General features: G+C 66.0%; 6 protein-coding genes. 5 read left to right on the top strand and 1 reads right to left on the bottom strand.

The window, feature by feature from the left end; translation table 11 throughout:
• Window positions 1–340 precede the first annotated feature (340 nt).
• Window positions 341–3,973 (bottom strand): hypothetical protein, encoded by a 3,633-nt coding sequence (locus Q4F91_RS11560; protein ID WP_303337872.1) that lies wholly within the window; start codon window positions 3,971–3,973, stop codon window positions 341–343.
• A 491-nt stretch (window positions 3,974–4,464) separates the two neighbouring features.
• On the opposite strand from Q4F91_RS11560, the gene Q4F91_RS11555 reads away from it, so the two are divergent.
• The 5 genes from Q4F91_RS11555 to Q4F91_RS11535 form a co-directional block, all read left to right on the top strand.
• The gene (locus Q4F91_RS11555; protein ID WP_303337870.1) at window positions 4,465–5,271 is read left to right on the top strand and encodes a hypothetical protein; all 807 of its coding nucleotides are present in this window, start codon (window positions 4,465–4,467) and stop codon (window positions 5,269–5,271) included.
• A gap of 245 nt (window positions 5,272–5,516) precedes the next feature.
• The gene (locus Q4F91_RS11550; RefSeq protein ID WP_303337868.1) at window positions 5,517–6,542 is read left to right on the top strand and encodes an alpha/beta hydrolase; all 1,026 of its coding nucleotides are present in this window, start codon (window positions 5,517–5,519) and stop codon (window positions 6,540–6,542) included.
• A 259-nt stretch (window positions 6,543–6,801) separates the two neighbouring features.
• Complete coding sequence (locus tag Q4F91_RS11545) at window positions 6,802–7,728, top strand: hypothetical protein (protein WP_303337866.1); 927 nt, start codon at window positions 6,802–6,804, stop codon at window positions 7,726–7,728.
• Between the two features lie 442 nt (window positions 7,729–8,170).
• A complete protein-coding gene (locus Q4F91_RS11540) occupies window positions 8,171–9,130 on the top strand; it encodes a hypothetical protein (protein WP_303337864.1) in 960 nt (319 codons plus the stop codon).
• A gap of 311 nt (window positions 9,131–9,441) precedes the next feature.
• A partial coding sequence (locus Q4F91_RS11535) for a hypothetical protein (protein ID WP_303337862.1) occupies window positions 9,442–10,321 on the top strand: 880 nt, incomplete at its 3' end.

Raw genomic sequence — 10,321 nt, 5'->3', positions numbered from 1 at the left:
GAATAACCATTCTCAACTGATCGACAGATGCAAAAGTACAGATCTGCGCCGTCGCCCCGAACCGCCTGAAAGAGAAGAAATCCGAGGAGGAGGGGTACTCTGCTGAAGCCCTGCAACACTTTGACTTTTGCGAAAACCGAACCACAGAGAGCCCCCGGAGGAAACACAACATGTAGTGTTTCGAACGGTCCTGACACATCCGCCTCTGCATTTCGGAGCCACGCCCCCGAATTGGACGCTCACAACCCCCAAACATCACGAGATGCACCAGTCCTGCGCCGACTCAGGGCGCCCCTCGCGGAACGCCCTCTTCAGATCAGTCAGTGACCGAACTCAGTCATCACGCCAGCGCGTGTCCGCTGTCCTCCTCACCGGTCGACTGCGTGAAGAGGAGCACCTCGCCCGTGCAGTGGCGGCCCTGGGCGCGGCGGATCGAGAGCTGGGTGAGGTTCTCCGCATCGGTGCCGAACCTGAGCGACGCATGGTCCTCGGAGAACTCGCCCGAAAGCATGCGCTCGATGATGGCGAAGCCGAGCATGCCGGCCTCGGGCGCGCCGATGCCCTCAAGGTCAATCTCGATCTCGGGGAAGCCGAGGGCCTCGAGGCCGTAGGTCGCGATGAACCGGTCATTGAGGTTCGAGGCGATGCCGGCGTTCACCACCGAGAGGATGGGGAAGCCGCCCTGCTTGATCGGATCGGCCGCTTCGACGCAGAAGCCCGCGGGCACGAGGTTCTCGAGCATGAAGACCCCGATCGGCTCGTTAACGCGGCAGAGCGCGGCGAGGATCTGCGCATAGAGCACCGCCGCCTCCTTCACGGGGGCGGTTCCCGCGGTGACGCGGAGCTCGAGCCACCCGGCGTGGGAGATGAGGAGCGTCTCGGCCTCGCGGGTGTAGGGGCACCTGCGCGCGGCCGCGGCGAGCGACGTGTCCTTGCAGCGGCCGCGGACGAGCTTCACGCTCCCCTCCATGTAGCCCACGCGGAAGGTGAAGGTGTCGCGGTCCTCGGGCGTGCGGTCCGTGATCGCGAGGTTCCAGGTCTTCCAGAGCTCGTCGGCCAGCAGCTTCTTCCTGAGTTCGCAGGCGTTGGCGTTCACGAGCACGCGGCACTTGAAGACACCCGTCTCGAGGGGCGGCATCAGCTCGGGCTCGAAGTTGTCCTCGCGCCGCCGGCGCTCCTCCTCGGAGAGCAGGATCTGATGCCCGGTCGGGGCGGAGTCCTTGAGCGCGTCCCTCGCCGCGATGTACTCGGGCGAGTCGACGCCGTAGCGGTTGAGAAGCGCCTGCGCGAGCGGGAAGTTCGCCGCGGACTGGTCGGGCCTGAGGTCACGCGAGGCACGGAAGTGCTCGATCGCGCCGTCCTCGTCGCCGCGGCGCTGCGCGGCAAGGCCGAGCAGCCACTCCTTCGTCGACTGCTCGTCGTCGTTCGAGGCGACGAGCGCCTCCGCGGCGGCCCCGGCCTTCTCGATGTCGTCGTCGAGGAAGAGCGCGAGCACGATGTGTTCGTTCACCGAGAACGTGCGCAGCGACTCGGGGATGCGGGAAAGCAGCCGCAGGACCTTCCTGCGGTCACGGCGGTAGATCCACCAGCGCGCGTAGGTGAGGCAGAACTCGGCGTCGCCCGGCTCGGGGCGCGCCTGGAAGTCATCGGTGAAGATCGCGCGCAGCACGTGGTCGTGGAGCAGCGTGCGGCGGCCGCGGGCGGCGCCGGGCATGAAGCGCTCGGCCCAGGCCTGATCCTCCGGGGAGAGGGGAGGGAGCTTCTTCAGCGCGGGCTTCTTGATGAGCGCCGCAAGGCGCTCGTCCACGGTGGAGCCGGCGTCGGAGGCGTCGTCCTCGTCAGACGACTTCTCCTCGTCCGTCTCCTCGCCGGCCTTGTCCGCTTCGACGGCCTCACAGGCCTTCTCCTCTTCCTCGGCTTCGTCGGCCTCGTCCTCGATCGCGGCCTTGAGCGCCTTCTCGAAGTCGTTGATGAGCTCCTCGAGCTTCTCGGAGATTTCGTCAAGCTCCCCGTCCTCGCCGGGAGCGGGGAGCAGCTCCACGGATTCGGCCGCGTCCGTGTCATCACCGGCCGGCGCTTCGCCGGCGGGCGCCTCGTCCACGGCCTCGGTCGCGTCCTGATCGTCCTGATCGTCCTTTTGGTCGAGCTTGCCGTCCTCGTCCTCGGCGAGACGGACGGCGCGGGCGGCGTGCGCGATCTCGGAGAGCGCCTCGGCGCGGGTCCTCGCGTGCAGATCCACCTTGCCCGTGGCGGCCTTCTCGGCCTCCTCGCGGGCCTCGTCCTCGGCCCTGAGCCTCGCGTGTTCCTCCTCGCTCCAGGGCTCGCACGGCGGGCAGCTCTCGAGGGGCCCGAACACCACGCGGCGGCATTCCTCCATCAGGGCGGCGACCCTGAAGGCCATGCCGTCCTCGAAGGTGTTGCTGATCACAAAGGCGCCGTCAAAGCGCTTCGCCGCCTCGTCGAAGACGAGCGGAATGCCGAAGACGCCGCCGTCCCAGGCGTCCGCGGCGGGAGAGCCGCCGAACCAGACGAGGCAGTCACAGGCGCCGGTGCGGTCGAGAAGCCCGGAGAAGCGCTCGCGGATCGGCATCAGCCCCTCGCGCATGATCTGCGGCGCATAGGGGGAGATCATCTCCGGCGCGGAGCGCAGGAACTCGGCGAAACGCTCGCGCTTCCAGTCGCCGCCCTTGAGTTTCCCGAGCACGGTGAGCATCATCACGAGGTTCTCCGTGCGGAAGCCCGGATGCAGGGGATAGTGCTTCTGCAGGAACTCCTCGAGCTGCGGCTCCATCTCGGCCCAGGTGAGGTAGTCGATGGCCGGGGCCTCCTCGGGGAGCGGGTCAACAAACTCAATCTCGCATCCGGCGTGCACGAGGATGCCGGCCAGATGCTCGACCTGAGCCATGCGCAGGGGGCTGCGCCAGTCCATGCCCACAGCGAAGGCGATGCGGTGCGGCCGCGGGAGACGGTGGTAATTCAGACGGTCGGCCCAGTCCTCGACGAAGCCGCTGTCGCGCAGCACAAGGCGCAGGCCCGGGTACTCCCAGAACTCGCCCGCGCTGTTCTTCTTCAGGCCCTCGTTTTTTGAGGCGTGCTGCATCAGCGTCCTCGCGTCCCCGGCATTGCGGGCGATGCACGCCCAGCCGCTGAAGCGCCAGGAGGGGGCGTATCCGCCCTGCGTCGTGAAGATCCCGAGGCTCGGGCGGAAGGAAACCATGCCCTCCGAGATCGCCGCCTCGGCGACCTCGCTCGCGCGGCCGATCGTGATGCCGGCGCCCGAGATCCCGGCCGCGACCGACGCGGCCACCGCCTCGTGGGGCGTCATCGTGCGGGGATCGCGCTCCGGGTTCCAGGGGCTCACCGGCACGCCGTACCTCAGCGCCCTCGCGGGCGACGCGGGCGAGAGCAGCCCCATGAACTCGCCGGCGGGCGCGATGTGACTGATCTCGCAGCCCGCGTCAATCAGCGTGGCGAGCGGTCTCGCGGTGCGGATCACCGGCTCGTCCATCAGCTCCTCGCTCGCCATCGTGGAGATTCCGGCGACGTCGATCACGGAGGAGACCGCGAGCGTGACGCCCGCGAGCGGCGGCAGACCGTCCGTCGGCCTGTCGGACGCCTCATCGCCGTCGGTGCCGGCCTCAGGCCTGCCGCCGAGTTTCCCCGCGGCCTCGGCCGTCAGGTCGAAGCAGCTGAAGGCGGGCTCGGAGCGCTCGGGGATCTCGAGCGGGCGCTTCGCGAGCACGTGGAGCGCCTTGCCGGCGGCGCCGGCAAGCTCGTCGATGCCCGAGAGCGCCTCGTTGCGGCTGATTCCCTGATTCACGAGCGAGGCGGTCTTGTCCTCGAAGTCCCTGAGGTTCAGGCTCCTCATCCTGCGGGCGGCCTCCGTCAGCCTGACGTTGGTGCGGCCGAGACGCATCACCTCCGGCGTTAGGCTCAGGAGGTTATCGTCCTTGGGGGTGTTCTCTTCTGTCATCTTCTTCGTCAGTGTCTTCTTTTCGTCTGAATTCGTCCGCCTCTTCGCTGCTTCACCTCTGCCGGGCTCTTTCCCTGAAAAAGTGCCTCCCTGAAAGGAAATCCCGGTGCCGCGCGGGCGTCGTCCTCCGCCGGTGAGCGCGGGACACGCCGCCTCCTCCTGAGGCGGGTCGTGCGTGAAGCCTGAGGCGCGTCCGCTAATCCTACACTTACCGGGCGTCCGGCACAGATTCTCCGCGGCGAAATGACACCTGCGGGCGGCGGAATTCCGTCCCGTCCGGACGCCCGGGGCCGTTGGAGAGGCCTGCCGGGGCATATCGCGGGCGTAGGACCGCCTTTCCTCAAGCCGCCGGCGGTCACGCTCTGTCACGATGTTTCGTTTACGGCGGCAGGCGGATGGTACATAATTGACAGTTTCCCGTCCTCCCCGGAGAACCGCCGGGAGCACGGTCCCTTTCACTCACAGATTCCTCCCGAAGGAGAACCGCCGCCATGACCCAGACCGCCAGCCAGCCCGAGACCGCGGAGGAAACGCCGCTCCGCGCTTCCGACTTCCCGATGACGGGCCTCGCGCTTCTCGGCGTGCCCGCCTGGGAGCCGGGCAACTTCCGCGGCGCGCTCCTCACCGACTGGGCGATCGACCCGGGCATGCCGCCCGCCACCCAGGGCGAGCCGTGGATCTTCCACGCCAACGGCTCCCTCGTCGTGATCGGCTTCGAGCCCAGGCCCGTCCCCGAGCACGGCGCCGACCTGCAGGCGAAGAACACCCCCGAGTGGCCCGAGGCCGTCGAGATTGCCCACGCGCACCAGGCGTACCTCGCCGTCGCCGTGATTGCGGAAACGGTGAGCCTCGTCGAGAACGCCCGCACCGCGATGAAGGTGCTCTGCTCGCTCGCCTCCCAGCCGAACGTCCGCGCCATCAACGCCGCCTCGAAGCTCTTCACCCCGGACAACTACCGCGCCGCGGCGCTCCAGATGAAGGGCAACGACAAGATCTTCCCCGTCTGGAACATCATCTTCTTCGGCGCCTGGACGCCGGAGGGCAACGACGAGATGGCGGGCTACACCGTGGGCCTCGACCGCTTCGGCCTTCCCGAGCTCGAGATCCCGGCGGGCCCGGGCACCTCGACCGAGATCCGCGGCCGCCTCGTGCACGCCGCCATGATCCAGGTCACCCGCGGCCGTGCGCTCGCCGAGGGCGAGGAGATCAGGCTCCCGGGCTTCACCTACCGCTGTGCGAAGCGCCCGTCCGAGGCGCTCCCCGACGTGGAGACGGTCCACCTCGACCGCGTCGACTGATTTTCCAGACTGACACCGCCGCCTCCTCAACGGCGAGGCGGCAGGGAAGGGGAGCCGCACCGCGGCTCCCTTTCTTTTCTGAAGGCGCCCGCCGCGGATCCGCACTCATGCCGCGCGACACAGGAACATAAGCAGATGGGTTTTCGCGCGCGCCTCCCGCGCGCTAATCTTTATGGAATGCACCGGGACAACAGTCCCTGTCTCCCTCAGGTTCCGTCCTGCTTCTTCCCCAAAGGTCCCCGCCAATGAATTTCCGTCCGCTTTCCGCCGCCGTCATGTGTGCCGTCGCCGCTGCCTCGCTTTCCGTCTCCGCCGCTCCCGTTGATCAGACCAAGCTCCCCGGCTGGACCGAGGGCGCCGAGGTGATCCGCATCGAGGGGAACCGCCCCCAGATCGACATGATCTCCGGCGTCATCTACTCCCAGGTGAAGGGCTACCGCAACATCCGCCAGCTCCGCATGACCTTCGAGATCCCGCGCACGAAGGAAAAGAAGCCCGCCGTGATCTACTTCCCTGGCGGCGGCTTCTCCTCGGCTGACCACGAGAAGTTCAGCGAGATGCGCCGCGCACTCGCCGAGGCCGGCTTCGTCGTCGCCGCGGCCGAGTACCGCGTCGTGCCGAACAAGTTCCCCGCGCTCCTCGAGGACGCCAAGGCCGCCGTGCGCTTCGTGCGCGCCCATGCCGCCGAGTACGGCGTGGACCCGGACCGCATCGCCGTGCTCGGCGACTCCGCGGGCGGCTACCTCGCCGAGATCACCGGCACCACGAACGGCGAGAAGGAGTTCGACAAGGGCGACTTCCTCGACGTGTCCTCCGACGTGCAGGCCGTCGTCTCGATCTACGGCATCTCCGACATGCTGACGATCGGCGAAGGCTTCCCCGAGGAGATCCAGAAGGTGCATGAGTCCCCGGCCGTCACCGAGGCGCTCCTCGTGCACGGCGTGGCCTTCAACGCCTTCCCGGGCGCCTCCATCATGTCCGACAAGGAGAAGGCCATGAAGGCGAGCGCCCTCGGACACGTCGACGGCTCGGAGCCCCCGTTCCTCATCCTCCACGGCGCGCAGGACAAGCTCGTCTCCCCCGAGCAGAGCGCGAAGCTCTACCGCGCCTTGAAGGCGAAGAACGTTCCCGCGGACTACATCCTCGTCGAGAACGCCGCCCACGGCGATCTGCCCTGGTATCAGGAGCCGATCATCCGCCGCGTCGTTGACTGGTGCGTGAAGACGCTCAAGCCCGCGGGCGGCTCGGCCGCCGCCGGCAACAACCTCTGACAGCTGACTGACAGTCTGAACGATTGACCCCGGCCGCCGGAGAGGGTTCCTGAGATCCTTTCCGGCGGCCTTTTTGCGCCCTCAGCAGCGCAGGGGCAGTGAGCAGCAGGGGAGGGCCATTTGCCCTTTCAGGCGACGTCTGTCCCGGGTTGTCGGGACACGCATCGTAGTAAAATCAGTGCGGCTCCGAATCCCGGTCGCCGGCCGATGCCGCGCCGGGACTCCACAGAAGAATCCCCTCTCACCTCGACCGTCCACCATGAACAGGATCCTCAGATTCGCCCGGGTCGCCGCCGTCTCGGCGCTTACCGTCTCCCTCATCGGCCTCACGGGCTGCTCCGCCCCGGCTCCGCTCACCCAGCAGCAGATTGACACACAGGCCGCCGCGGTCTCCGCCTATGACCGCTCGCACTCCTTCGCCTGGAACATTGCGCACCAGATGGGCATCAGCCAGTACGTGCGCGACGCCTACCTCAATGAGGAGGACATGAACAGGTTCGCGAGCGCGGGCGGCACGGACGGCATCGACAAGGCCGTCTGGTACGGCGCGAGCACGCTCGCCATCGGCAACCCGTTCGATCTCGGCTCGCTGATCTTCCTCTTCGCGCCCTCAAGCGACGACTTCATGAAGAAGCCGATCTATCTCGGTTATCTCCCGAAGGACAAGGTTGCCAATGCACGCGGTGCCTTCGACTACTTCCAGACGGGAGTGATCCTTGCCGCCTACGAGAAAGCGGCCGGAGAGATGGGCTTCCAGAAGGAAGAGAGCTCGGTCTATCTGAAGTTCGTGCGTCCGGAGACTTCAGAGAAGTCCGAGGGCTGGATAGCTCTGAATCTAAGCGTCTCCTCCAACGGCAACATGCTTTTCGGCCACGAGGCCTCTGTACCGGAGTGGATCTCTGAGAAGCAGGAGCGCGCCTGGGTCGTCGGCGGCATTCCGGGCGTGAAGCTCATTACGAAGGACTTCAAGGTCTACGACAGTCACAACATCTTCGACCAAAAGAGCGACTACATGCTCCGCATTGAGCTGATGGAGCGCTTCGCGAAGCATCTGCCGGACAACACCTATGTCTTTGTGCCGTCTTTGAAGAACGAGAAGGGCGATCGCACTCCGGCCTACATCGCCGACAACAAGCGGAAGCACTTCTTCGTGATGCCGAAGTCCGCCGAGAACGCCGGCAAGTGATCAACGATCCCCGGACTTCATGACTCCAGCGCCTCCGCCTCACACGCGGGGGCGTTGCTTTTTTTGCCGCCTCATTCCGAAGACAATCCCGGCCGACGCCGGGACCGGCGCGGAGGAGGGCGGCGGTCGTCATGGCCGCACCGCTTCCCCGCGCACGCCGGACCAACGCGAAAAAGCTTTCGATATTTAGAATACTGTTAAAAATGTCCGACTCAGACAAAGTTTTCACTCCTTATACACCCTTTCCCGTGTCGAAAACAGACAAAGAATAGAGAAGACCTCCCGGTCGTTTTGAGTTTAAGCAAAATACAAGCAGAATCAGTGCGCTAAAAAATTCACTCTGATGAAACCGCGTCTAACATTTCTCGCATCCGGAAAACAACTTCAGCGCACCCGCGGGCGCAATCCACCGATGAATCTTCTGATTCCTGCGAGGAAACAAATGACCGATCTCAACACCAGTCACGCCGCCGCGGCTGCCGTCCCCGCCGCCGAGGCCGCCGGCCTCATCACCGAACTTCCGCGCCGATGGCTCGACAGGGCCGCTTCGGGCGTCGGCACACTCGGGCTCATGAGGAAAGTGCTCAACCTGAGGCTCACTGCACTTGATCTCGATCTGCTCTTCGGCGAAGCGAACGTCCTTGCCTTCCTGCCGCTTGAATACACGGCAGTGGGCCTCACTATGGAGCGTTTCAGCGCATGCGGCGAGCGCCGCCCGCTTATGGAGCAGCGCGTCACCGACATGCTGATTCTCAGCGAGTGGTCGCTCGGCAAGGTCTCAGTCTGCGCGAGCCGGGAGATGTTCGCCCGGATCTTCGGCGACTGGTGGCGACCGGTCCCCACGGACTGGATCCTCGAGCGCATGTCGCCCTGGTGTCTCTGGGTGTCGCTCCGCACGATTCCCGCCGGTCCCGGCACCGACCGGCTCGGGGGCTTCCTCACCGGTCTCACGGTGACGGACGGCGAGTTCGCCCTGTTCATGCAGTACATCGACCCGAAGGCCGGGTTCGGCACGGGCACATACTTTGAGTTTCCGCTCACCGAGGGCAGGACGATGGGGGAGATCGTCGACGGCTACAGCTACCGGCACTGGGCCTGGGATGGCATCCCGGGGGCGCCGGTGAAGGCGCCCCTCATGACGGATGGCTGCCGGACCACGCTCGGGAACCTCGCCCGGACGCTCGCGGGCAAATGCCTGCCGCTTCTCATCGCGGCGCTTCACCCGGAGTTCCGGCGCGACTGCTGCGCCGTCGCCCCCGACGGCTCGGTCACGCCCCGCTCGGACGGGGTTCCGCCGAGGGTGATGCACGAGACCGACGACGGGTGGCTCGCCGCCGCGGAGGCCCCGGGCGTCACGCTCGTGGTTGTGAAGGACATCCCTCCTGAAAACGCTCGTCAATAACACCGTTATAAGGTTTTTGTATTTTGAATACAGTTTCACCAGACTCCTTGGAGTAACTGCGTTCCGATGACAAACACATTGAGCGGAGATATTTCCCCGGGGCAGTGCATCCCTGCCCGGCGGCAGCCTGCCTGCTAGGGAGATTTCAGTAAATACATCATGTTAGACGCACAATCGCCCAACGTGTGCAGCAGAGACCCTGGTGTGAAGAAATTTTGATAGACTTTTCTCATCATTTGACCGATGCCGCCATCCGTTTTCCTGAACGGCCGCGGTCCGGCATATTCCGAATAAACCACGGCAAAACCCACATGACCGAGCAGAAGAGCGCCCCCGAGACCAACGAAACGTACGTCATCCCGACCCTGACCGAGGAGGAGGCGCATCATGTGCTGACGCCCGCGGAGGTCGAGCTCCTCACCGGCGGACCGCGGATGATCTGGGCGCACATGACCGAAGGCAGGCCGCGCGCCTTCGCCGAGAAGTTCCTCGCGCTCAGGCACGACGTCTTCGCGGCGGTCCCGGAGGGCCTCGTCCGCCTCGACAAACTCCAGAGGCACGTGCTGCTGCCGCATTCGCCCGCGATAGCGCTGATGCAGCGGGACGGCCGCACCCTCGGCCCCGCCGTCCGCGACCCGCTCGTGCGGGAGGCCGGGCTCGTCGAGCCGATTGTCGCCGGCGAGTGGGGGTTCGGCAAGGTCTGCCTCGCGGTCAGCCGCAGGCTCATGGGCGCGTTCATCAGTACGGACTGGTGGCGGAAATTCCCGCCCGAATACCTCGTCGCGAGGATGCCGTCCTGGTGCCTCTGGGTCTCGGCGCGCGCCATCCCGCACGTCCCGGGCACGGAGAAGCTCAACGGCTTCTTCACCGGCGTCACCGTCGGCCTCGACGGGTTCTCGCTCTTCATTGAGTACGTGCGGCCGGGCGACAGGTGCCTCCCGGGGCTCTACTTTGAGTTCCCGCTCAAGCCGGGCAAGACCCTCGGCGAGATCGTGGACGGGGCGGAGTGGCGCCATTACGCTCCGGAAGCGCTGCTCACGGGGATCCGGCGGAACGAACAAATCACCGCCAGGGAGCTCCGGAAGGTCATGAGCGACAACATGCGGGCCACGGCCAGGCGGTGCATCTCGATTCTCCTCACCTCAATCCACAGCGGCATCGCGCGCGACTGCTGGCTCGTGCGTCCCGACG

The organism is Sutterella sp. (genome assembly GCF_030539355.1).
Lineage (GTDB): Bacteria > Pseudomonadota > Gammaproteobacteria > Burkholderiales > Burkholderiaceae_F > Sutterella.
This window is presented reverse-complemented; position numbering and strand designations above follow the sequence as displayed.

What these genes read in the sequence shown, in the direction of transcription:
- Q4F91_RS11560 (WP_303337872.1), bottom strand. Translation starts at nt 3,973, where the DNA reads ATGACAGAAGAGAACACCCCCAAGGACGATAACCTCCTGAGCCTAACG.
- Q4F91_RS11555 (WP_303337870.1), top strand. Translation starts at nt 4,465, where the DNA reads ATGACCCAGACCGCCAGCCAGCCCGAGACCGCGGAGGAAACGCCGCTC.
- Q4F91_RS11550 (WP_303337868.1), top strand. Translation starts at nt 5,517, where the DNA reads ATGAATTTCCGTCCGCTTTCCGCCGCCGTCATGTGTGCCGTCGCCGCT.
- Q4F91_RS11545 (WP_303337866.1), top strand. Translation starts at nt 6,802, where the DNA reads ATGAACAGGATCCTCAGATTCGCCCGGGTCGCCGCCGTCTCGGCGCTT.
- Q4F91_RS11540 (WP_303337864.1), top strand. Translation starts at nt 8,171, where the DNA reads ATGACCGATCTCAACACCAGTCACGCCGCCGCGGCTGCCGTCCCCGCC.